General features: G+C 47.0%; 23 protein-coding genes. 14 read left to right on the forward strand and 9 right to left on the reverse strand.

What is annotated here, in order from left to right; translation table 11 throughout:
- Nucleotides 1-6: 6 nt before the first annotated feature.
- From ACK3SF_RS03760 to ACK3SF_RS03770, 3 genes are read left to right on the forward strand one after another with little or no spacing between them, the layout of a single operon-like run.
- Nucleotides 7-951, forward strand: a complete 945-nt coding sequence (locus ACK3SF_RS03760) for an oxidoreductase (protein WP_414837358.1) — start codon at nt 7-9, stop codon at nt 949-951.
- Nucleotide 952: 1 nt separating this feature from the next.
- Complete coding sequence (locus ACK3SF_RS03765; RefSeq protein ID WP_414837359.1) at nt 953-1,342, forward strand: NUDIX hydrolase; 390 nt, start codon at nt 953-955, stop codon at nt 1,340-1,342.
- Between the two features lie 40 nt (nt 1,343-1,382).
- Nucleotides 1,383-2,048: a hypothetical protein gene (locus ACK3SF_RS03770; protein ID WP_414837360.1), complete on the forward strand. Its 666-nt coding sequence runs from the start codon at nt 1,383-1,385 to the stop codon at nt 2,046-2,048.
- Between the two features lie 17 nt (nt 2,049-2,065).
- Here the strand turns inward: ACK3SF_RS03770 and ACK3SF_RS03775 are convergent, their stop codons facing one another.
- The 3 genes from ACK3SF_RS03775 to ACK3SF_RS03785 all read right to left on the reverse strand — a co-directional run bounded on the left by ACK3SF_RS03775 (nt 2,066) and on the right by ACK3SF_RS03785 (nt 3,487).
- The gene (locus tag ACK3SF_RS03775) at nt 2,066-2,212 is read right to left on the reverse strand and encodes a hypothetical protein (protein WP_414837361.1); all 147 of its coding nucleotides are present in this window, start codon (nt 2,210-2,212) and stop codon (nt 2,066-2,068) included.
- Nucleotides 2,213-2,457: 245 nt separating this feature from the next.
- Nucleotides 2,458-3,177 (reverse strand): alanyl-tRNA editing protein, encoded by a 720-nt coding sequence (locus ACK3SF_RS03780; RefSeq protein ID WP_414837362.1) that lies wholly within the window; start codon nt 3,175-3,177, stop codon nt 2,458-2,460.
- Nucleotides 3,178-3,295: 118 nt separating this feature from the next.
- Complete coding sequence (locus ACK3SF_RS03785; protein ID WP_414837363.1) at nt 3,296-3,487, reverse strand: cold shock domain-containing protein; 192 nt, start codon at nt 3,485-3,487, stop codon at nt 3,296-3,298.
- 173 nt (nt 3,488-3,660) lie between these two features.
- Between ACK3SF_RS03785 and ACK3SF_RS03790 the strand changes: the two genes are divergently transcribed.
- Complete coding sequence (locus tag ACK3SF_RS03790; RefSeq protein ID WP_414837364.1) at nt 3,661-3,852, forward strand: 30S ribosomal protein S17e; 192 nt, start codon at nt 3,661-3,663, stop codon at nt 3,850-3,852.
- Here ACK3SF_RS03790 and ACK3SF_RS03795 read toward each other — a convergent pair.
- Nucleotides 3,824-5,242: a hypothetical protein gene (locus ACK3SF_RS03795; RefSeq protein WP_414837365.1), complete on the reverse strand. Its 1,419-nt coding sequence runs from the start codon at nt 5,240-5,242 to the stop codon at nt 3,824-3,826. The genes ACK3SF_RS03790 and ACK3SF_RS03795 overlap by 29 nt on opposite strands.
- 95 nt (nt 5,243-5,337) lie before the next feature.
- On the opposite strand from ACK3SF_RS03795, the gene ACK3SF_RS03800 reads away from it, so the two are divergent.
- Nucleotides 5,338-6,108, forward strand: coding sequence for an HAD-IIA family hydrolase (locus ACK3SF_RS03800; RefSeq protein WP_414837366.1), 771 nt, complete (start codon nt 5,338-5,340; stop codon nt 6,106-6,108).
- Between the two features lie 37 nt (nt 6,109-6,145).
- Here the strand turns inward: ACK3SF_RS03800 and ACK3SF_RS03805 are convergent, their stop codons facing one another.
- The gene (locus tag ACK3SF_RS03805; RefSeq protein WP_414837367.1) at nt 6,146-6,721 is read right to left on the reverse strand and encodes a non-canonical purine NTP pyrophosphatase; all 576 of its coding nucleotides are present in this window, start codon (nt 6,719-6,721) and stop codon (nt 6,146-6,148) included.
- An 80-nt stretch (nt 6,722-6,801) separates the two neighbouring features.
- Between ACK3SF_RS03805 and ACK3SF_RS03810 the strand changes: the two genes are divergently transcribed.
- The 7 genes from ACK3SF_RS03810 to ACK3SF_RS03840 all read left to right on the forward strand — a co-directional run bounded on the left by ACK3SF_RS03810 (nt 6,802) and on the right by ACK3SF_RS03840 (nt 13,078).
- Complete coding sequence (locus ACK3SF_RS03810; protein ID WP_414837368.1) at nt 6,802-7,614, forward strand: LamG domain-containing protein; 813 nt, start codon at nt 6,802-6,804, stop codon at nt 7,612-7,614.
- The gene (locus ACK3SF_RS03815; protein ID WP_414837369.1) at nt 7,611-8,261 is read left to right on the forward strand and encodes a LamG domain-containing protein; all 651 of its coding nucleotides are present in this window, start codon (nt 7,611-7,613) and stop codon (nt 8,259-8,261) included. The genes ACK3SF_RS03810 and ACK3SF_RS03815 overlap by 4 nt, the downstream gene beginning before the upstream one ends.
- Before the next feature lies 1 nt (nt 8,262).
- The gene (locus ACK3SF_RS03820) at nt 8,263-8,922 is read left to right on the forward strand and encodes a LamG domain-containing protein (protein ID WP_414837370.1); all 660 of its coding nucleotides are present in this window, start codon (nt 8,263-8,265) and stop codon (nt 8,920-8,922) included.
- 73 nt (nt 8,923-8,995) lie between these two features.
- Nucleotides 8,996-11,074, forward strand: coding sequence for a methionine--tRNA ligase (metG, locus tag ACK3SF_RS03825; RefSeq protein ID WP_414838365.1), 2,079 nt, complete (start codon nt 8,996-8,998; stop codon nt 11,072-11,074).
- Between the two features lie 255 nt (nt 11,075-11,329).
- Nucleotides 11,330-12,121, forward strand: coding sequence for an NUDIX domain-containing protein (locus ACK3SF_RS03830; RefSeq protein ID WP_414837371.1), 792 nt, complete (start codon nt 11,330-11,332; stop codon nt 12,119-12,121).
- Nucleotides 12,114-12,518, forward strand: coding sequence for an NUDIX domain-containing protein (locus ACK3SF_RS03835; protein ID WP_414837373.1), 405 nt, complete (start codon nt 12,114-12,116; stop codon nt 12,516-12,518). The genes ACK3SF_RS03830 and ACK3SF_RS03835 overlap by 8 nt, the downstream gene beginning before the upstream one ends.
- Before the next feature lie 59 nt (nt 12,519-12,577).
- Nucleotides 12,578-13,078, forward strand: coding sequence for an NUDIX domain-containing protein (locus ACK3SF_RS03840; protein WP_414837374.1), 501 nt, complete (start codon nt 12,578-12,580; stop codon nt 13,076-13,078).
- Between the two features lie 6 nt (nt 13,079-13,084).
- Here the strand turns inward: ACK3SF_RS03840 and ACK3SF_RS03845 are convergent, their stop codons facing one another.
- A complete protein-coding gene (locus tag ACK3SF_RS03845) occupies nt 13,085-13,678 on the reverse strand; it encodes a hypothetical protein (RefSeq protein ID WP_414837375.1) in 594 nt (197 codons plus the stop codon).
- Nucleotides 13,679-13,932: 254 nt separating this feature from the next.
- Between ACK3SF_RS03845 and cysS the strand changes: the two genes are divergently transcribed.
- Both cysS and ACK3SF_RS03855 read left to right on the forward strand, forming a co-directional pair.
- Nucleotides 13,933-15,345 carry a cysteine--tRNA ligase gene (cysS, locus tag ACK3SF_RS03850; protein ID WP_414837376.1) on the forward strand — a complete coding sequence of 471 codons (1,413 nt, stop codon included), beginning with the start codon at nt 13,933-13,935 and terminating at the stop codon, nt 15,343-15,345.
- 7 nt (nt 15,346-15,352) lie between these two features.
- Nucleotides 15,353-15,703, forward strand: a complete 351-nt coding sequence (locus ACK3SF_RS03855; RefSeq protein ID WP_414837377.1) for a hypothetical protein — start codon at nt 15,353-15,355, stop codon at nt 15,701-15,703.
- A 68-nt stretch (nt 15,704-15,771) separates the two neighbouring features.
- Here the strand turns inward: ACK3SF_RS03855 and ACK3SF_RS03860 are convergent, their stop codons facing one another.
- The 3 genes from ACK3SF_RS03860 to ileS are packed head-to-tail and all read right to left on the reverse strand — an operon-like array spanning nt 15,772 to nt 20,145.
- The gene (locus tag ACK3SF_RS03860; protein ID WP_414837378.1) at nt 15,772-15,906 is read right to left on the reverse strand and encodes a hypothetical protein; all 135 of its coding nucleotides are present in this window, start codon (nt 15,904-15,906) and stop codon (nt 15,772-15,774) included.
- Nucleotides 15,907-15,952: 46 nt separating this feature from the next.
- Nucleotides 15,953-17,050, reverse strand: coding sequence for a DHH family phosphoesterase (locus ACK3SF_RS03865; protein WP_414837379.1), 1,098 nt, complete (start codon nt 17,048-17,050; stop codon nt 15,953-15,955).
- A gap of 26 nt (nt 17,051-17,076) precedes the next feature.
- The gene (gene ileS / locus ACK3SF_RS03870; protein ID WP_414837380.1) at nt 17,077-20,145 is read right to left on the reverse strand and encodes an isoleucine--tRNA ligase; all 3,069 of its coding nucleotides are present in this window, start codon (nt 20,143-20,145) and stop codon (nt 17,077-17,079) included.
- Nucleotides 20,146-20,166 lie beyond the last annotated feature (21 nt).

Here is a 20,166-nt window from a genome sequence, read left to right on the forward strand (position 1 = left end):
CCTGTAATGAACTTCCTTTCAAACGATAAATGGACTTCTGAAGAAATACCGGATCTTGAAGGTAAAAAAGTGATTGTAACAGGAGCTAATTCAGGCCTTGGATTTGAGGCCTCGAAGATGTTCGCAGCTAACAACGCACACGTCGTTATGGCGTGCAGAAGCCTTGAGAAAGGGAGAAAAGCGAGAGAAGAGATAGAAGAAGATGTCGAGGAGGCCTCTCTCGAGGTGCGGAAAATAGATCTTGCATCTCTGCAATCAGTGAAGGATTTCGCAGAGGCATATCGTGCGAACAACAGTGAGCTACATATTCTATGTAACAACGCCGGTGTAATGGCTATTCCACGTGACGAGACTGAGGATGGTTTCGAGATGCAGTTCGGTGTCAATCATCTCGGACATTTCGCATTGACAGGGCATCTGATTGATATTTTGCGTGATACAGACGGTGAGACGCGTGTTGTAACTCAGAGCTCCGGTCTGCATGAGAACGGGACTATGAACTTTGATGACTTGATGATGGAGGATGAATACAACAAGTGGGATGCCTATGCCCAGTCGAAACTGGCTAACGTACTTTTCGGGTACGAGCTGGATAGAAAACTGGAGGATGAAGACGTTGAATCTGTTGTATGCCATCCTGGCTACGCTGCCACGGATCTGCAGTACCGAGGACCTATCGCTGAAGGATCGAAGACGAGATACTTCCTTATGAAAGCTATGAATACTGTAGTTGCACAGAGTGCCAGAAAAGGTGCTCTCCCATTGATGTATGCTGCTACCTCTGAGGATGCTGAAGGAGGGATGTATATAGGGCCTGGAGGCCTCGCAAACATGAGAGGATATCCTGTCGAACAGAAATCCTCTGAAGAATCCTACAGCAAAGATGCGGCAAAGGCTCTCTGGACGCGTTCAGAGGCCTTGACAGATATAGAGTTCGAGATAGGTGAGTGATATGAGCGAGATCCCTGTAGCCAAGGTTCTGATACAGAAAGACGACGAATTCCTTGCAGTGAAGGACAATGACGGCTACTGGGAGCTTCCGGGCGGGAAAATCGAGGAAGATGAAGATCGTTTCGAGGCCTCCAGAAGAGAAGTAAAAGAGGAAGTTAATCTGGAGATCGAAGGCCTTGAAGATGTCGTCCGTGTAGAGGTCGAAGACATGGACTGCGTTAACTGCTGGATTATGCATACAGAGAAGTTTTCAGGAGATATAGATATCTTTGAAGACGAGCTGCAGGACTGGAGATGGGTGACGTTTACAGAGTATCGTGATATGAACTGGCACGCTGATTCGGGATACGCTATCCCAGCCATGCGTTTTCTGGAGGATTATCTGGATTGAAGCGGAAAGCTGTTAAACGTTGAAGCCCAAAAAGTACTGGATGAGTGCTGAATCAGAGCCTATCGAACAGATAGTAGATCAGTATCCGCACAGGACACAAGAATCAGTTGAAACAGATCTGGACTCAAAGGCAATTCTTTCAAGATACCTTGATCATCAGGGAGTCAACGAATACGATTTTATTGAGTCAGATCACCCTTTCTATGCTGCACTCGGACGAGTAAAAGATTCAGAAGGCCAGCTAGTCCTCACAAGCCATTACACATATCCTGACGATACAGATTTCTCTCAAGACCATACAAGAGCATCGCTAACAGTGGAGAAAATCGATGCAGCGCTTGAAGAAAATGTTATAGATGAAAACAGTATACTGGAGGCTTCTGGAGCGGAGATAATCGACAGCAAAAAGGCATCAACACTTAACGAAGATGAATTAAGGCCTGAAACAGTACACTGCGTTGTATTCTACGACAGGCCTGTAGTCAGCGCCATAGAGGATACTGAATATGAAAGCACAGTCCATAAACAGGCAGCAATGCAGTCACTCAGCGAGCCTTCTCTCGCTACAGCAATAATACACTCAGGCAGGAACTCTTCAGGAGATGATTTTGCAGCAGCACAGATCGACTACTGGACACGCACCATGGACGGCATTAACGGAGGCCTTGACTATACAGAGCTTAACTGGGAGAATCCCGGATTTTAATCTTCAAAGAAGAAAAATTAGATGTTTTGCTGACTAACGTACTTCGAATGATCGATCGAAGGATGATTGTTCCTGAAATGCTTCTCCAGCTCTGAAACATAGTCCATTCTGGAGGCCTCCTCGATCATTTTTCCACACCTTTCACAGGTGAATTTATAGCTCATCTGAACCACCATAGCACATAATTACATACTGAATCTTATAAGATTAATGAACGATTATACTACCTTGAAAAATCAAATAGAGGCCTTAAATCTCTTTTAATCAAATAAAGGCTCTCTAAAATTATTTAATCCTATTAAAAATACTTTTTCAGATGTAAAGTTTCTGGAAAAAATTCTGGAGGGATTAGACTAATGCAGAAATTGTATCGAGTATAGAGAAAGAGATAGAGGGAAAATTGATGGAACTAATCTTTCAAGACAAATTCTATCCTCTCCACGTCCGCGCCTTTACTTTTCCTGTCGACTATCTCCAGACCTCCGAGTTCTCCCGTCGAATCAACGTGAGTACCCCCACACGGACAGATATCAATATCTCCTATCTCCACAGCCCTGAGAGGATCAATGTGATCAGGTATCAGGTCAAGATTTGTTCTTCCGTCCTCAGTCTCTTTTTCCAGTTCGCTACGAGGCCTCTCACTTTTCTCCAGTTCTATATCGGCTTCGATTATCTCATTTGAAAGCTCCTCGATTTTCTCCAGATCCTTTTCATCGAAATCTGCTGGCTCGAAATCTATCCGACTTGAGTCTTCTCCCACCTGATTTCCTGCTGTAGAGGCCTCGTACTCCTCAAGTACGACTTTCGACACGATGTGCTGGGCGGTATGCATCTTCATATGACTGTATCTGCGTTCCCAGTCGATCTCCCCCTCAATTTTTTCTCCTTCCTCAGGCAGCGGGCCTTCGAGGTAGTGGCGTATTTCTCCCTGTCTTTTCTGCACATCAGTGACTGAGGCCTCTTTATCTTTCCAGAAAATTTTTCCGTAATCAGCGGGCTGGCCTCCTCCCTCCTTGTAGAAAAGCGTTTTATCCAGTACGATATATGAGGCCTCTTCATCGACTTTTTCGACTTCTGCCTCGAAACTTTTCTGGTACTCGTTATCGGGGCAGTACAGCAGTTCTGTCATGGAAAAGTTTTCTCGAGTTGAGAATTTAAACAGTTACTGTACAACCGGGACGTGATACTGTGAGAAAAATATAATAGGAAAATATGTGGTAAAAAATTCTAAGACTTTTTTTGGCTGCTTACTTCTCTGTGACGTTTACTGCTTCGGGACCTCTGTCGCCTTCTTCGGTCTCGAATTCCACTTCTGTGCCTTCTTCTACCTCTTCACCTTCTAGGTTACTGACGTGGAAAAAGACGTCATCATCTTCTTCTTCAGCTTCGATGAATCCGTATCCTTTCTTGTCGTGGAAAAACGTTACTGTTCCTTCCATACTCTAAAACACCTCCTTGTAATGAAGATTTACACACCAAGCCTTTTATAGTCGCCATCCGATCCGAGGAGAAAAATTCTCCAGAAAAACAGGGTTTTTCTCCAAGGTAGAGGCCTGTATTTCGCCCCGTTAAGCAAGAGGGTTTAAGAAATTTACCGGATAGTGTAGTCTTTATGAGTAAGGTACGCCAGACATACATCAAAAGGCTTGCGAAAGATCTTGTTGACGCTGAACCAGAGAAGTTTTCAGAGGACTTTGACGAGAACAAGGAAGCACTTAAAGAGACAGACGAGTTCGAATCAAAGAAACTGAGAAACAGAGTAGCAGGATACATCGTCAGAGTCGTACAGAATAGTAAAGAGTAGAAAACATAAGCAAGACCGCCAGCTGCAGGAAACCTATACCTGGAACTGATGCGGTCGTTCTATCAGCATTTCTAACGAAGACTTCCATAGAGTTCTTTGAGTTGATCTCGAACTCTTCATTAACTGTTGTAACATTCAGTATAAATTTTCCAGAGGCCTCTGGCTGGAAACGTATATCCAGTTCCTTCATCTCGCCAGGACTTAGTTCGTAGGCACAGTCCTGATCAAGACAGTTGCTGTTGATCTCATCGTTCAGGAATTCTGCGTTGAGGCCTTCAACTGTAGAAGTTAGAGACTTCACCTCGTCATGCGTATTGGATACGTGGTACCTGATTACCTGTGAAGTTCCTGTAGTGGTGACTACGGAATCATATCTGTGATTGAACGCTGTCTGCATCCTGACCTGTGATGAAACAATATTTCTGAAGTTGAAAGGCATTGAAACAGTTTCGTAGCCATCGGAGGCATCTATACGCCACTGATAATCCTGCAGGGAATCTATTCCCTCCCATTCACACTGAACTGTTCCTTGATCTAGAGTTCTTGTACATATTGTCTCTGGAGAGGCCTGTGAACTGTAAAATCTTACATCGATAGTTTCTCCATCGCTGTCGAGAAAGTTGGCCTGTAAAGTTACCTCGCTGCCTGATGTACGGCTGTCATCTTCAGGCCTGACATCGAAGATCTGTGGCTCGCTGTTCGGAACAGTGTTGTTAGCCGAGTTCTTCCCTACGTTGCTTACTGTATCATCCAGCTTTACTGTGACGTTGACTTCCTCCAGAACGTTGAAACTGTCTTCACCTATACTTGAGTAAAAGCATCGGGCCTGTGTATCATCGCCGTAACTTGTCCGCAGCTCCATTTCCCTGTATATAGAGTTGCTGGAGGCCTCTGCCTCGATCCAGCATGTCTCCATATCATCTATACCTTCATCGTCGCTGACGACTGCGGAGACGTTGAACTCATGCTGATCAGTATAGTTATGGAAGTTAGGGCCGTCCACTATCTCGGGAACCGCTGTCTGCACAAGAGTATCATCCATCGAAGTGTTAGTGCCGTCGCTGTTCTCCGCCACGACTTCACATACCAGGCCCTGATCATAAGTGTAGTTGCCGGCATCAAGATACGAGTCAACTGTTGAACCCGAAGGTATATCCTTGAAAGTCTGAGTGTAAACCTCTGCACCGCCTACACGCCAGTTAACGTAGATATCGCCGTTCTCATTTTCGCTGTCCTCATAGTAGGCCTGACAGAAAGCATCCTCAGTGCTGTAAACCGGATCCTCCAGAGACACACCCGGCTCGCTCGGCGGAGAGGCCTGTACAAAAGCTGCAGCTGACGTCAAAAACAGAAAAACTACTGCATACCTGAGGCCCGGGATCTCTGCCACAGTAGAGTTTTTCGGGAAATTAGTAGAAAAAGGTGTCGGAGCTTCAGCAGGCCTGAAAAATCCTTCATATAAATCTTCAATCCAAAAACAGTGATATGGAAATCAATAATTACAGGAACTTCTTCTTCGACCTAGACAAGACAATCTGGAACTGGGATAAATCAGTTACAGGAGCAGAAGATCTTATAGACACCTTGAAAGATGCAGGAAAGAACGTGTACTTCCACACAGATAACACACTGCTTTCAAGGAAGGCCTACGCCGATAAACTTTCCTCAATGGGGATTCCTGCTGAAGAAGAGGACGTGATTACTTCTGGATATGTTGCAGCGGAAGTTCTGGCTATGAACAATACCAGAAAAGTCTACGCAGCCGGCGAACAGGGCCTGGTAGAGGAACTAGGGAAGAAAAACATCGAGATCACTGAAGAGGCCTCTACAGCAGTTATGGGGCTTGACAGGAACTTCAACTACGACAAAATTTCCAAATTAAAAGAGATAATCGAAAGAGACGGCACAGTCTACACATGCAGTACAGAGAAAACTTTCAGACGTGAATCCAAGGAACTGCCGCATCAGAGGCCTTTCAACTCTGCTGTAAAGGAGTACGGAAAAGTTGAGCTCGTAGGCAAGCCAACTGAAAAATACAGGAAAGTTTTCAAGGATTACTTCGACTACTTCCCCGGCAAATCACTTTTCATCGGCGATCGTCTCGCAGACATCGAGACAGGTAACAAGCTCGGGATGAAGACCGCAGCAGTCCTCTCCGGCGACATCAGTGAGAAAAAACTGAAGAAAGCTGAAGACGAACAGGTACCGGACTACGTCCTGACAGGCCTCCACAAGCTACGCAGAAGAATAATATAGAGAAAAAGCGGGAAAAGGCCTCGAACAAAGAAATTTTTCACAGTTCTTTTTCTTCTTCCAGCCAGTCCAGAAACTTTTTCACAGCCCTGTTCCTGTGGAACTCTCCGTCCTTCAAGTTCTGATCCTGTGCCAGGGATTCTTCCTCTCCTTCAGGTATGAAGTAGCTGTTGTACGGTAGATGTGGATGTGATTCTCCTGTCTTCTCTTCAGGTACTCTGCCCTCCATTTTCCCTGTGAAAACTTTCACTTCCCCGTCTTCTATAACTGCTATAGCTGTCTTGAAGTAGGCCTTTCTGTTTTCCTCGCCGCGCATCAGATCAAGTAATTTTTCCGCTCCTGCAGTATCTGCGAAGAAAGCTGCCTCGGCACCGGGAAATCCTCCGATCGCCTCCACGTAGAATCCGGTATCCTCAACGATAAGAAGCTCATCTTCGAGTTCAGAGGCCTCCAGCGAATCCCTGGCCTTCTGCTCCGCAACATTTTCGACATCCATCGCATCGATCTCAGGGACATCGACATCCACCTGTACAAGTTCAAGGCCTCTCTCCTCAAACTTCGGCTCCATCTCCGCCAGTTTCCCTTCGTTACTTGTAGCAAAAAATACTTTCTCCATAGAAAATCTCTGAGGCCTCGAGTTTTGTTAACCTTTCGTTCAAGGGAAACGGTAAAAACAAAGCGCAAGAAACACTGTACATGCCGAAACTTTCCTGGAACGGAGACGACTTCCAGAATCCACAGGACTCATCTGGAACCGCTACAGAGAAAATTTCCGGCGGAGGCCTGGAACAGGGATATTTCCACGGAAGTTTAACTAGAGGCCTTGTAGCGTATTATCCTATGAGTTCTGGTTCTGGCAGCACTCTCTTTGACAGCACCGCTTTATCTAATGATGGAACTCTTAAACCCGGCGGTTCCGGTACCACCTCAGCGGATAACATGTGGACTTCCGGCAAGCTGGGAAGTTATTCTCTTAGTTTCGACGGCACGGATGACTACGTTGAGATCCCTGATCCAGATAATTACACTCTTACACAGCCGTATACTATCAGTTGCTGGATCTATCCACGGGGAAACAGCAGTGCCAATAATCCTGGAATACTTGCGAAAGGACCGTTCAACGACAACGCTGACCTTCAGATGGAATACAGAGAGGCCTCTGACGAGAGGGCGATAAGATTTCTGCATGACTGGAACACCGATAACCACTTCTTCGACTCGTCTGCAGGCTCAGTTCCTCTGAATCAATGGAGCCTCATAACTTTCACGTATGCAGGAGGCGTCAGAAAAATCTATGTCAACAGCGTCGAAGAAAACTCTTATTCGGACTCGACCGGTCAGGATACCAACAGCAACTCCTGGTGGATAGGACAGAAAGGAGGAACTTACTTTGACGGAAAAATAGATGATATAAGATTCTATAACAGAAAACTTTCCGAACCGGAGATACAGGCCTTGTACAATCTTTCAAATCCTTCAAAAATTTCGGAGGAGGATACACTGGTTTGAGTTTAATTGGTTACTGGCCTCTTAACGAGGCCTCGGGGACGGCCTATGATTATTCGGGGAACGAGTATCATGGATCTGTGAACGGTGGTGTAACTCAGGGAGATAACGGGCCTCTGGCCGAAGATTCGTATGGTTTTAACGGTAGTGATGGTTATGTCAGTTCTTCTGAAAGCATGGGTATTTCAGGTTCTGATCCTGTTTCTATCTCTGCGTGGGCGAAGGCCTCTAGTTCGACTGGCTGGCAGATGCTGGCAGGATTCCATAGAGGCCAGAACGCGGGCAATCACTTTGCACTGGCTATAACAGGACAGGATGAATGGGGTGTCCACGGCTGGAGCGACGGTGACTTTGATTCCGGTGTCACACCGGATAGCAACTGGCATCACCTCACCGCAGTCTACGATGGCTCGCAGCTACGATTCTATATCGACGGCGTGGAGGCCCCGAACAGTCCTTTCAACTATACATACAGCATACAGAGCACAAAGATGTTTTTCGGCGTAGAAGAGGAAAGACTGGATCACTGGTACAGCGGCAACCTTTCCGAAGTAAGACTCTACGACAGGCCTCTAACAGAAAGCGAAATCCAGTACCTCTACAATGTTGGAAGTAGAGGCCTTCAGGTGACGGGGAGGAAAAGTTCATGAGGTGGATGATTTGACGCTGCGTGGTTACTGGCCTCTAACTGAGACATCCGGAAGTACGGCGTACGATTACTCGGGTAGAGGCCTTGATGGAACAGTCTACGGTGCTTCTATGGGTGCTTCAGGTTTGTTCGGTTCCGGTGCGTACAGTTTCGATGGTAATGATGATTACGTGAAGATTGACAGTCATGTGATCTCGGCGGGCAAGGATTCTCTCAGCGTATCTGCGTGGATCTATATCACGGGGAACGCCGGTAACAGCTGGGAGCGTTACGTCGATGTTCAGGACGGTAACAACGGCGGTGCGTGTGCTCTTTACTGGGACGATGATGATGCCCGGTACGGTTTCAGCGCTCTTAACACTCAGGCTATCGTTACAGGTGCTAATCCTCCTTCAGGCGAGTGGATGCTGTGGACAGGCGTGCTGCGGAATGGAAGCATCGAGTTCTACATGAACGCAGAGAAAAAGGCAGAGGCCTCGACAAGCAACACTACATCGGATTCATTTGTCTCAATCGGGAAAAGATACGATGCGAACGATCAGGTGCTGGCAAAGATGAACGACGTCCGTGTGTACAGTCACGCTCTTTCGCTGCAGGAGATCCAGTACCTGTACAGCGTGGGAAGTAGAGGCCTCCATGTTTCAGGTAAGAGGACTCTGTGAAAAAGTTCCCGGAGGATTTTTTCAGTCAGTTTAAAGAGTTTTCAGGCCTGAATTTTTTGCAGGTGAATCAAAAATTACTGATAATAGAAGAGTCACGGTTACTGCTGCATTGCCTTATATCCACGGAGTTCCACATCTGGGGAATATAGTTGGAAGTATTTTGCCTGCGGATATCTTCCACAGGTATCTGGATGTGAGAGGTGTCGAAAACGAGTTCATAGGCGGAAGCGATGTCCACGGAACACCTCTGGAGCTTGAGGCCCTGGAACGCGGCATGGATGTGGAGAAACTTGCCGAGCAGCAGCACAGGAAAGTGAAAAATGTACTTGAAGATTTCGAGATGGATTACTCCATCTACTCGAATACTAACTCCGAGTTCAACAGGAAGCAGACTCACGACATGTTCGAGGAGCTGTACCTGAACGGCTACATAACCGAGAAGGAACAGACTCTGCCGTACTGTAACAACGATGAAAGATTCCTTCCGGACCGTTACATCGAGGGCGAGTGTCCTCACTGCGGAGGCCTTGCTAGAGGCGATCAGTGCGATGAATGCGGTAAGCTTATCGAGCCTGAAGAGATCATCGAGCCGGAGTGCCAGATCTGCGGGGAAAACGATATCGAGTTCAAGGAGACGACACATCTGTATCTTGATCTTCCGCAGTTCAAGGATGAGCTAGAGGCCTGGCTGGAAAACGCAGATTCACAGCCCGTGCCTGATTCCATAATAAACGAAGTGGAGAACGCCATCGAGAACACGGAGCAGAGATGTATTACACGTGATATCGACTGGGGATTCGAGATACCAGCTGACAGAGTCAACGAGAGGATCGAGGAAGAAGGCCTTGACGTGGAAAAGATAGATAGCAAACAGTACGAAGACAAGGTTCTGTACGTCTGGTTCGATGCCCCGATCGGCTACATCGGATTCACGAGAGAGCTTTTCGATGATGGAGATGAGTGGAAGGATTACTGGACGGACTCGGATACTTACTACAGCATCGGGAAGGACAACACAATATTCCACACAGTTATCTGGCCTTCGATGCTTATCGGGGCCTCTACGGAAGATATCGAGTACGAGCTTCCGCATTACGAGTTCATCCAGCAGTTCCTGATGGCGGAGGATACACAGTTCTCCAAGTCCAGAGGTACAGGCCTCTCAACAGAAGATGCACTGGAGATGTATCCGGCTGATTACTGGAGGTTCTACCTGGCAAGGAAGCTGCCTCAGGATCATGATGCAAAGTTTTCATGGAGTGATTTCGAGGCCGAGATCAACAACGTCCTGAACGATACAATCGGAAACTTCGTGAACAGAACGCTTTCACTGGCGGAGAAATGGTTCGACAACGAAGTACCTGTCGGAGATCTTACAGATAAAGACAGAGAAACAGTCGAAAAAGCAGAAAATCTTGTAGAAGAATACTGTGAGGCCTTTGAAAATCACGATATCCGGGAAGGCCTTGAGAAATCTATCAGGCTTGCCAGACTGGGCGATCAGTACCTGAGCGAGGAAGAGCCGTGGAACAACGAGGATCAAAGAGAGGAGACGATTCATGTCTCACTTCAGATAATCCGTGCACTTGGCGCCACACTCTACCCCTTCACACCAGAAACCTCCCGCAGGATCGGGGAGATGCTGAACACGGATATACACACGTCTGAAGGAGTAGATGAACTTGTGGATCCTCTTCTCGGAGGCCTGGAGCCCGGCCACGAGCTTGGAGAACGTGAGATACTTTTCGAAAAGATCGACATAGAGGAAAAAGGAGTAGACGAGGAAGATAATATGGAAGAAAAAGAAGAACATGGATTCAACACCGACACCGTAAGCTTTGAGGACTTCACCGATATGGATATCCGTGTCGGAGAAGTACAAAGCGTGGAAGATCATCCAAACGCAGACAGACTGTACAAAGTCAAAGTCGATGTCGGAGAGGCGGTCCTCCAGACATGCGCAGGCCTGAAAAACCACTACGAGAAGGAAGAGCTTGAAGGCAAGACTGTAGTGGTGCTTGCAAATCTTGAGCCAACAGAGCTTCGAGGCGAGAAAAGCGAGTGCATGATGCTTGCTGCTGAAGACGAAGATGAAAACGTCTCGCTTCTGAGGCCTGAAGATGCGATGAAGAAAGGCTCAAAAGTCAAGTAAAGGCCTCAAACAATTTTTCTCTTTAATTTTTGAACAATAATTGAGAAAGAAAAATTTTCTAGGTAGTTATCTCTATCCTGGAGAGTTCAACTTCCTGATATCCTATATCGTTCTCCAGATCATCCAGAGACTTGCCGGCTATCGAGGAATAACCAACCATCACACTTGTTATTTACTAGTGACAACTTAAGTGTTTTTTGGTGTGAGTCTCTGGAGTAAAAATTTTCTTGAACCTTGAGGCCTGAAAAATTTTCTATGAAGGATAAAATCGATGTCGTGCAGACAGTTGTGAAAACTCCTGATGAGAGATATCTTATAGGCCTGAGATCTAAAGATGGCTACTGGGAGTTCCTAGGCGGAAAAGTAGAGGAAGGCGAAAATCTTGAAGAGGCTGCGATAAGGGAGCTGAACGAGGAGACTGATCTAGGCCTCTCAGAAGACGAAATACAAAGTTTTGAAGTCGGGGAAAGTTACAGATCCAGCGACGACAGGAAATACGTACTGAATCCTGTACTTATCGAAATCGGGAAAAAGAAGGCCTCAAAGCTTTCACAGGATGATCTTTCACGGGAACACGAAGATTTTGAGTGGATCGATCTCCACGACTTCTACGAATATGAGACACTGGGCCAGTACCGGGCTCTGGAAAATCTCGGGATCGTCAACGGCGATGTAGCTCTGACAGTGCCTGAAGACGATGAAAAATTCCTGATACTGAAACGTTCGGAAAAAACTTCAAGCTCAGGCCTCTGGAACTTTCCAGGCGGAAAAATCGAAAACGAGGAGAAAGAAGACGCCGCTATAAGAGAGCTACAGGAAGAGACAGGCCTGAAAGGAGAAATAGTTGAGGAAGGTGAATGCTATATCAGCAGCGGAGAACTTGGATACTGGCGCATCTTCCCTTTCCTTGTAGAGGCCTCTGGAGAAGTCTTTCTCAGCGAAGAGCACTCTGAATTCCAGTGGAGTAAAATTCCGGAGTTGAGAGATCTTGATGCTCTGGGAAATCTTCGCTCCCTTGAAAGTCTTGGGGTGATCGAGGATGAATAATCCTGTCGATGTCTCTGTGGCTGTAGCGTATAATCCAGAGAAAGAGAAATTTCTGGTTCTGAAGCGTGCCGATAGCATGGAAATTAATCCCGGAAAATGGAATTTTGCATCAGGGAAGATCAAGGAAGATGAGGCGGCTGAAGACGCCGCACTACGGGAGCTGGAGGAGGAGACAGGCCTGAAAGGGAAAATTCTTAGAAGCGGCGATAGCTTTGTCGATGATACAGGCGGGAAAGTTTTCTGTGTACATCCTTTTCTTGTGCTTGTGAAGGATTCCGGTGTAACGTTGAATTCCGAGCACAGCGAGTTCCGTTGGATCGATGCAGATGAACTGGATGATATCGATGGTCTGGAGACTCTCGGGAAAAATTTCGAGAAACTGGATATAGATACCTGAAGCGAAGGATTCTAAAATCAGGGCCTGTAAAAAAGTTATAGAGGAGTGTGAAAATTTTTTTGAGTAAGGAAGAGTCCAGGACTGGCGAAGATTCGGATGGATCTTCTGGTTCGAATGAAATCTATGATTTCAGGACTGTCGTCAAGGCCCTGATAACAAACAATGGAAAGATTCTGATAGGTAAGAAAGAGGAGAAAGAAGGGCATCCTATAAGCGGCGAATGGCATATTCTTGGCGGCCACCTGGAGAAAGGAGAAGAGTTCGAGGAAGCTGTCAAGAGAGAAGTGAAAGAGGAGACAGGCCTTGAAGTCGAGGTACACCAGATAATCGACGTGAAAACTTTTGCATGGGATGAAGGCGAGAAAGACAGTATACAGGCGCTGTACCACGTCGAATCAGATACAAGGGATGCCGAGGCCCGTGAAGATCTCTCCGATGTTAAATGGGTGAGTCCTGAAGATCTTCTCGACGAGCTTGGAGATATAGAGGCCTCACGTATCAAGGAAAGAGATAGGCAGGAGAAGTTCCTGGAGAAGATGAAGAAAGCACCGATATTCTGAAGTTTTTTACTGGACCCCTACAGCCGATAGGAAAGGCCTGGCTACTGTTTTGAACAGGAAGAAGTTGATTGCCAGGTTGAATACTACGTACTGTATGAATTTTGGAAGTCGGCCTCTGGATGTCAGGAAAGTCATCAGTGTGAAGATTGACTGCAGAGTGACTGATGTGTATATTCCCAGTGTCACTATGTCGATGTTGAGGCCTGCTGTTAGGTAGCCTGCAGCTGCGTAACTGGGTACTACCCATATCATGTAGACGCCTGGCGTGCTGCCGGAGAACATCTGGAGGCAGATGTAGACTAGGCCTAGTAATGCACCGATTCTTGGTCCGAATACTGTAGCCATTGTCACAGTTGAGAAAGTTGCCAGTTCCAGTCCGAAACGGTTCAGGTTGTACCTGTTTACTGTGAGAGATAATGCCACTGTCAAGACCATCAGAGTGAACGCTGCGAAGTAGCTTGTCAGGAACAGGGCCGGTATAGCCATTAAAGCAAGCAGAAATATTCTTCTCCCTGTCAGGAACTTCGGGCCTTCAAAATCCTTCAGTTCGCTGCGTATCTTTCTGAAGGCCTCTTCAAACTTCCTCCTAACTGATTTCACAGGGATATTTGAGAGGCCTAGTTTTAGATGCTTTCAGGTTTCTTACATGAATCCCGGTATCAGGTTTTTCTGTCGTGGATAGGCCAATTTTTTAACTTTTCTTTTGTGAATCCCAGTTTATGAGCAGTGATCATTTTTGTCCCTGCAGAAGCAAGATTTCTGCCTCGAGGAACAGTTCCTTTGAGAGTATTTCGACAGGCCTTTAATTCTGAAGTCCCAAAATCAGGTATAGTGCTGCTCGGAGCCGATAACTAATGACACTTAAGCTATTCAATACTTTGACGCGTGAGAAAGAAGAGTTCAAACCGATTGAAGAAGGAAAGGTAACGTTTTACAGCTGCGGGCAGACAATCTACGACGATCTCCACATCGGAAACGCACGGGCATACGCAGCCTGGGACACACTCACCCGGTACCTGCGGTGGAAAGGATTCAACGTCCGCCACGTACAGAACATCACAGACGTAGGCCACCTGACAGACGACGGCGATCAGGGAGAGGACAAGGTCGAGAAAAGAGCGAAAGAGATGGACATCGAGCCTATGGAGCTTGTCGAGGACCAGATCGAGCGTTATTTCGAAGATACCACGGCCCTGAACATTGAGCGACAGGACATCGTGCCTCGTGCGACAGGCCACATCAACGAGATGATCCACTACGTCGAAAAGATAATAGAAAACGGATACGGCTACGAAGTCGATGGAAACGTCTACTTCGATGTAGAGGCCTTTGCAAAAGATTATCCATACGGCGACATGGCTAATAAGGATTTGAAACAGTTGAAGGAAGAGGCTCAGGCCCGTGTGGAACACGATGGTAAGAAAAGAAATCAGTACGACTTTGCTTTATGGATTAACGCTGACGAAGGCCATCTGATGAAATGGGAGTCGCCCTGGTCAGTTGGATACCCTGGCTGGCATCTTGAATGTTCTGTTATGAGCCAGAAATATCTGGGCGATGAGTTCGATATCCACGCAGGTGGGAAAGATCATATCTTCCCGCATCACCCGAATGAACGTGCACAGGCCTTTGCCGCTTCTGGAGAGGGACAGGCCCGGTACTGGCTTCACAACGAGTTCATCCAGGTGGAAGGGGAGAAGATGTCGAAATCGGAAGGAAATTTTTACACTGTACGTGAGCTTCTTGATGAAGGATTCAGCGGGAACGCTATCCGGCTTTACCTAATTTCTTCGCATTACAGGACAGAGACGGATTTCTCCCGTGACGGATTGAAAAAAGCGGAGAAGGAAGTCAGGAAAGCCCGGCATGTCGTGCAGAAGATAAGGAAGAATCCTGGCGAGGAGTTCCTTGATACAGAGGCCTTGGAGGAAAATTTCAGGGATTTCATGGACGATGACCTGAATACTGCGAAGGCGAAACAGGAGTTGATGAAGTATGTGAACAGGGCGAACTCTGAACTGGAGAAGGATCGTCTGCTGGATGAGGAAGTAGCTGAAAAGATCGAGGAACTTTTCATGGTACTCGGTGTAGATCTCGAGCCAGGCCTCTCAAAGGAGGAAAAAGTGATGGCTGATCTGCTTGTTGATCTCAGGGCCGAGGCCCGTAAAGAAGCTGATTACGAGACAGGTGATCTGATCCGTGATCGTCTACAGGAGCTTGGATTTGAGATAGAGGATAACGAGGGAGAATCTCACTGGCTGAAGTGATTTTTCAGTGACCGGTACACAGCCTATAATCGATTACCTGAAGAAACACTCGGGATACAGTTACGATACCGCAGTACCTGAGGAACTCTTTGAGAGATGTAGGGACAGTCTGGAGGAAACAGAGCGTACAAGAGTTACGAAATATTTTCCGGAGGCCTCAAGTTACAGGGATGAAAGAAGGAGGAAAAGCGTACATCTGACGGACTACAGAGGCCTTGAAAGAGACAGGATGGAATCTGATCTGGTGGTGGCGCATCTTGAACATTTCAATCCGGAGTACCATCCTGTACTGCATACCTTGATAGATTTCCCTCTGTGGTATATCAGGAACAGGATAATCGAGAGAAATAGAAAATAGAATTCAAAGATAGATAAAGATAAGAAGGAGGCCTGGAAAACTGGTAAAAATACGTGAAGGCCTTCTCTCTAGTTAGATTTCTGTTCTTTATGTGAAGTCTTGTTGTCTTCGTCGAAAAGTTCCTTCGCTCTGTCGTCGCCGATACCGAGCATTTCCTTGGCTTTCTCTTTCTGTTTCTCCGCCTTGTCGTTGTTCATTCCCATAGTACTCTTTTTGTCAAGAGGCCTTTATACTGGTTTTGGACGTGCTCTATACAATCTCCGTGAAATTTTTCTTGAACTCCTCGTAGTACTTCTTGTCCATCGAGGCTCCTGCTGCTTTCCTGTGGCCTCCGGCTTCAGCACCTTCCTTCTTAGCATCCTCCGGCAAGGCCTTCTGAAGCAAGTCTCCAAGGTCTACACGGCCTGACTGGCATCTGGCGCTGATGTTTATCTCATCATCTTTCTGTATAACAAGGTGGATCCAGTCCGGTGTCTTAGTGGACATATTTGTTGCTATAGAGGATGTAATGTTGAAATCAGAGTCGATCTCGAAGAAAATTATACATTTATCCCTGTTGATCTCTCTATCTTCCTCATAGTCTTCCATCATCCTGTTGAACTCGTCCTGCATCTCCAGGTAGACTTCGTAGACCTGTCTGTACTCTTCCTGAGCCTCTAGCTCCTGCAGTTCCCCAGAGTTCATCAGGGCCTGGTATGCAAGCTTTGCAAAATGTTTCGAGTCCCTGTACGGCTTGATATTTAATACACTGGAGTATCTTCCGTATTCACAGTTTTTGGCAAGTTCTTCCTGTGTCAACTCTTCAGGGAAGTATGTGCCGTATTTTTCATCAAGTTTCTCGAAAAGCTCCGGGCACGAATTAACACCAAAGTCCTGGATCACTCCAAGTCCTGCGATCCAGTCCAGACCATCCTCAAGACCGAATTCTGCAGATATATCAAGACAGATCTTGCTGCACGGCACATAGGCCTCTCCATCTTCAGTCCTTGGATTCACGAAAGGAACTTCCGGCTCCCTGCCGAAAGTATGGTGATCCACGACAAGTATCTCCAGATCATACTCTTCTTCAAGCTCTTCAAGCTCATCTGCTTCAAGATTGAAATCCAGTACGATCAATCTATCGACTTCTTCAAGGCGCTTCCTGTCCTCTTCCTCAAGATGATAGGCCCTCTCATACGGGATTGTGACGTTATCAGCAGGCCTGCCTCTAACTTCTTCAAGTATCTTGGAGACTATTACAGACGAGCTGGTGCCATCCATATCCCAGTGATGTACTATCTCGATTTTTTCGTTTTCCGAGGCGTTCCTCAGAAATTCCACTGCCGGCTTCAAGTTTTCAGACTGCATAGCCTACAATTCACCTGCAGTCTTTTTTATTCTACAGGCCCGGAAAAGGAAAATACAGTTTCGAGGTCTCTATGACTGACCTCACCACTGTAATCCAGTTCCTCGCCGAAAACGATCTCATCGACGTTCATACGCTTCTCAACGCGATCAGTGTACTCACCGAGCACGTCTTCAGCTCCCTGGAAAGACAGCTTCACTCTGTCATGTACCTCAAGGCCTGCCTCTTTCCTCTTCTCCTGAATAGCACGGATCACTTCACTGACAAAGGCCTCTTCGACAAGCTCCTCCGTCTCCTCCAGATCAAGGAAAACTTCTCCTTCCTCAAAGGACTTGCTGTGGGCCTCTCCACGGGTCTCGCTCTTCACTTCGACATCGTCGATTCCGACGTCGTGGCCGTCAAGCTCTATCTCGCCGAGGTCACGAAGCTGCTCCACCTGATCATGTTCCAGTTCCTCGATCTTCCTTGCCACATCATCAGCTGAACCGCCGAACTTCGGACCAAGACTGGAGTAATCCGGCTTAGCGGAGAGCTTCGAGGCAACCTCCCCAAACTCGATTTTCTTGACGTTAACCATCTCCTCAACCAGCTCAAGAAGCGGCTGAAGGCCTTCCTCTGTCTCTCCATCCGTCGAGATTACGAGCCTTTTCGCAGGCCACCGGAGATTGTATTCCTCCTCATCACGGATCTTGTTAGCCTTCTCAACAATCTCACGTGTCAGCTCCATGTAACGCTCAAGATCCTCATCGATGAAACGCTCCTCAGACTCAGGATAACTTTCCTGATGGACCGACACACCACCTTCAAGATCCTGATAAATTCTCTCAGTTATGTACGGAGTGAAAGGCGCCATCAAACGATTCAACTTCTCCAATACCTGTCCAAGAGTCCATGAGGCCTTTTCATCTCCCTGCTTGACTCTTCCACGTACTTTCTTGACGTACCAGCGTGAAAGATCATTCAAGATGAACTCTTCAAGCTCTCGCGTCACCCTGTGGAACCTACCATCATCTATTTTTTCCGAGGCCTCTTCAGCTATCGAGTTAATCCTTGAAAGAATCCATTCATCCTCCACTTCAAGCTGTTCAGGCTCTTCAGGCCTCTCATCGACGTACGTAGTGTAGAACTCTTTAGTGTTCCAGAACACGGAAAGAAGCCTGTAAATCTCCTCCTCAATCTCAGATTCATCATAGTTCGTCTGCTCCCATGGAGCAGCAACTCTCAAGCTGTAGTAACGCGGCAGATCAGCACCGAACTTCTCCACCTGATCCACCGGATCTACAACATTTCCAAGAGACTTCGACATCTTCTCCCCCTCTGCATCCAGGACATAGCCCTGGAAAAGCACTTTCTCGTAAGGAGCCTCATCGAAGCCGAGGATACCTGTGAACATCAATGAGTAGAACCATCCACGGATCTGATCCGAGGCCTCTGTAATGAAATCCATCGGCCACATATCCTCAAACGGCTGCTCTTCAAACGGATAGTGCAGGGAGGCGAACGGAGCGATCCCCGAGTCGAACCATACATCGAAAATATCCGGAATCCTCTCGTATTCTCCGCCACAGCCACAGCTCCACGAGATATCATCGACCACGTGCTTGTGAGGATCAAAGTTCTCAGGCAGTTCACCCGCATGTTCTTCAAGCTCGTCAAAGCTTCCAATTATCTCCTTTTCGCCACAATCGTTACAGATCCAGATCGGAATCGGGATCCCCCAGTAGTTCTGCCTGGAAATACACCAGTCAGGACTCTCTGAGACAAAGTTACCGAAACGCCTCTGAGCGCTTTCCGGAATCCAGTCCACATCCTCGTTCTCCTCAAGCATCCTATTCTTGACTTCCTCATTCTCGATGAACCACTGATCAGCAGCCCTGTAAATCAATTCTGTCTTGCATCTCCAGCAATGAGGATACTCGTGCTCAAAACTTTCATGATAGAAAAGAAGGCCTTTGTCCTCAAGCATCTCGATGATCTCCGGATCAACGTCCAGGACATTTTTACCTTCTAGTTCTCCCGCTTCCTCAGTGTAGTTTCCTTCAGAGTCAAGCGGCGAGAAAACTGGTAGGCCCAGAGGCCTTGTCTCCTCATAGTCCTCCGGTCCATGCCCTGTAGCTGCGTGGACAAGGCCTGTACCGTCCTCCAAAGTTACAAGTTCCTCAGAGTTATGAACACGGTGTACTCCCGATTCTTCGTCAAGTTCCTGCTGTCTTGGGATCTCATCGATGAAAGGAGTCTCGTATTTGAGGCCTTTCAGATCAGAACCGATCAAAGTTCTTTCAATCGTGTAATCATCTTCTTCCAGGCCTTTCTTCTCCATTACTCTAGATACGAGCTGTTCTGCGATTATGAGTTTTTCTCCCTCCGCTTCAACGATAGCATACTGGTAGTCCGGATGAGTAAAGACTGCCATGTTGGAAGGGATCGTCCAAGGAGTCGTGGTCCAGATTACAAGTTTTTCCTCTCTGTTTTCGAGAGGGAACTTTGCGAATACAGCAATATCCTCAATCTCCTGGTATTCATCCGTTACTTCGTATCCGGAAAGACTTGTTTGACATCTTGGGCACCAGTGGATCGGCTTCCTGCCCTCGTAAAGTAAATCTTGCTCGTCTGTTTTCTGCAGAAGCCACCAGGCTGTCTCTATGTAGTCATTGTCGAATGTCATGTACGGATCTTCGAAGTCCTGCCAGATCGCAAGATCCTCCATGACTGTCTGCCAGTCGTCCTTCGCCGAGGTCGCTCTCTTCTTGCATTCTTCAATAAATTTTTTCGCGGAAATCGAGTCGCCAATCTCGTTCTTGTCCTCTATCCCGAGATGTTCTTCCGTCGCCAGCTCGTTCGGCAGACCGTGCGTGTCAAATCCTGCCTGATCGTGGACATCGTAGCCCTGCATCTGCTTGAAACGGAGCATGACATCCTTGATGACCTTCCCCTGCATATGACCGACATGCGGACTTCCGTTCAGATATGGAGGCCCATCAATCAAGAAAAACGGCTCATTACCCTCTGTAGATTCACGAACCTTCTGCTTTACATTATTATTATCCCAGTACTCCTGAACTTTTTCCTCAATCTCCTGTGGGCTGTAGTCGGTCATAATACAGGCCTCACTTTCTGA

Source organism: Candidatus Nanosalina sp. VS9-1 (assembly GCF_047555085.1).
Lineage (GTDB): Archaea > Nanohalarchaeota > Nanosalinia > Nanosalinales > Nanosalinaceae > Nanosalina.

Coding starts and splice junctions, on each gene's coding strand:
- ACK3SF_RS03830 (WP_414837371.1), top strand. CDS start 11,330: ATGAAGGATAAAATCGATGTCGTGCAGACAGTTGTGAAAACTCCTGAT.
- ACK3SF_RS03790 (WP_414837364.1), top strand. CDS start 3,661: ATGAGTAAGGTACGCCAGACATACATCAAAAGGCTTGCGAAAGATCTT.
- ACK3SF_RS03810 (WP_414837368.1), top strand. CDS start 6,802: ATGCCGAAACTTTCCTGGAACGGAGACGACTTCCAGAATCCACAGGAC.
- ACK3SF_RS03835 (WP_414837373.1), top strand. CDS start 12,114: ATGAATAATCCTGTCGATGTCTCTGTGGCTGTAGCGTATAATCCAGAG.
- ACK3SF_RS03805 (WP_414837367.1), bottom strand. CDS start 6,721: ATGGAGAAAGTATTTTTTGCTACAAGTAACGAAGGGAAACTGGCGGAG.
- ACK3SF_RS03780 (WP_414837362.1), bottom strand. CDS start 3,177: ATGACAGAACTGCTGTACTGCCCCGATAACGAGTACCAGAAAAGTTTC.
- cysS (WP_414837376.1), top strand. CDS start 13,933: ATGACACTTAAGCTATTCAATACTTTGACGCGTGAGAAAGAAGAGTTC.
- ileS (WP_414837380.1), bottom strand. CDS start 20,145: ATGACCGACTACAGCCCACAGGAGATTGAGGAAAAAGTTCAGGAGTAC.
- ACK3SF_RS03800 (WP_414837366.1), top strand. CDS start 5,338: ATGGAAATCAATAATTACAGGAACTTCTTCTTCGACCTAGACAAGACA.
- ACK3SF_RS03770 (WP_414837360.1), top strand. CDS start 1,383: ATGAGTGCTGAATCAGAGCCTATCGAACAGATAGTAGATCAGTATCCG.
- ACK3SF_RS03760 (WP_414837358.1), top strand. CDS start 7: ATGAACTTCCTTTCAAACGATAAATGGACTTCTGAAGAAATACCGGAT.
- ACK3SF_RS03765 (WP_414837359.1), top strand. CDS start 953: ATGAGCGAGATCCCTGTAGCCAAGGTTCTGATACAGAAAGACGACGAA.
- ACK3SF_RS03785 (WP_414837363.1), bottom strand. CDS start 3,487: ATGGAAGGAACAGTAACGTTTTTCCACGACAAGAAAGGATACGGATTC.
- ACK3SF_RS03860 (WP_414837378.1), bottom strand. CDS start 15,906: ATGGGAATGAACAACGACAAGGCGGAGAAACAGAAAGAGAAAGCCAAG.
- ACK3SF_RS03775 (WP_414837361.1), bottom strand. CDS start 2,212: ATGAGCTATAAATTCACCTGTGAAAGGTGTGGAAAAATGATCGAGGAG.
- ACK3SF_RS03865 (WP_414837379.1), bottom strand. CDS start 17,050: ATGCAGTCTGAAAACTTGAAGCCGGCAGTGGAATTTCTGAGGAACGCC.